This window comes from Seonamhaeicola marinus, assembly GCF_008085455.1.
Genome location: NZ_VSDQ01000207.1, coordinates 1 through 704, shown reverse-complemented (window position 1 = coordinate 704; position 704 = coordinate 1). Strand labels below are relative to the sequence as shown.

1 protein-coding gene is annotated in these 704 nt (G+C 30.7%); it reads left to right on the top strand.

Translation table 11 applies throughout. From position 1 onward, the window contains the following. The coding region (locus FUA24_RS03050; RefSeq protein ID WP_148540013.1) for a VWA domain-containing protein at window positions 1-488 on the top strand (488 nt) is incomplete at its 5' end. Between the last annotated feature and the right edge of the window lie 216 nt (window positions 489-704).

Sequence of the window (704 nt, the reverse complement as noted above, 5' to 3'; positions counted from 1 at the left end):
CAATTGGTATGGGTTTAGCAACAGCTGTAAACCGCTTAAAAGACAGTAAAGCCAAAAGTAAAGTTATTATTTTATTAACTGATGGTGTAAACAATGCAGGTTTTATAGATCCTATTACAGCAAGTGAATTAGCTGTAGAATATGGTATAAAAACCTATACAATTGGTTTAGGCACTAATGGTATGGCACTATCGCCAGTGGGTATTTTACCAAACGGAAGTTTTCAATATGGGCGTATTCAAGTTGAAATTGATGAAGACCTACTAAAAGAAATTGCTCAAGCAACTGGTGGCGAATATTTTAGAGCCACAAACAATAAAAAACTAGAAGACATTTATAACGAAATAAATAAACTTGAAAAAACGGAAATTGAAGAATTCAAATTTTATAATTACGATGAAAAATACAGACCACTAGTACTACTAGCAGGTGCATTATTGCTGTTAGAAGTGTTACTAAGGTTCTCAATTTTCAGAAGTTTTGTATAACATTAAAAGTTGAATTTTTTAATTTTTTTTGAATATTAATACATGTATCAATTAGAAGAAAAAATATGGTTTTGGGCATTGTTGGTTATTCCGGTAATCATACTATTCTTTGTAGTGCTTCAAATCTGGAAACACAAAACACAGCGTAAGTTTTCAGATAAAGCCTTGTTAAAAAGGTTAAGTCCAAACACATCACTATTCAAATCAGTATTAAAA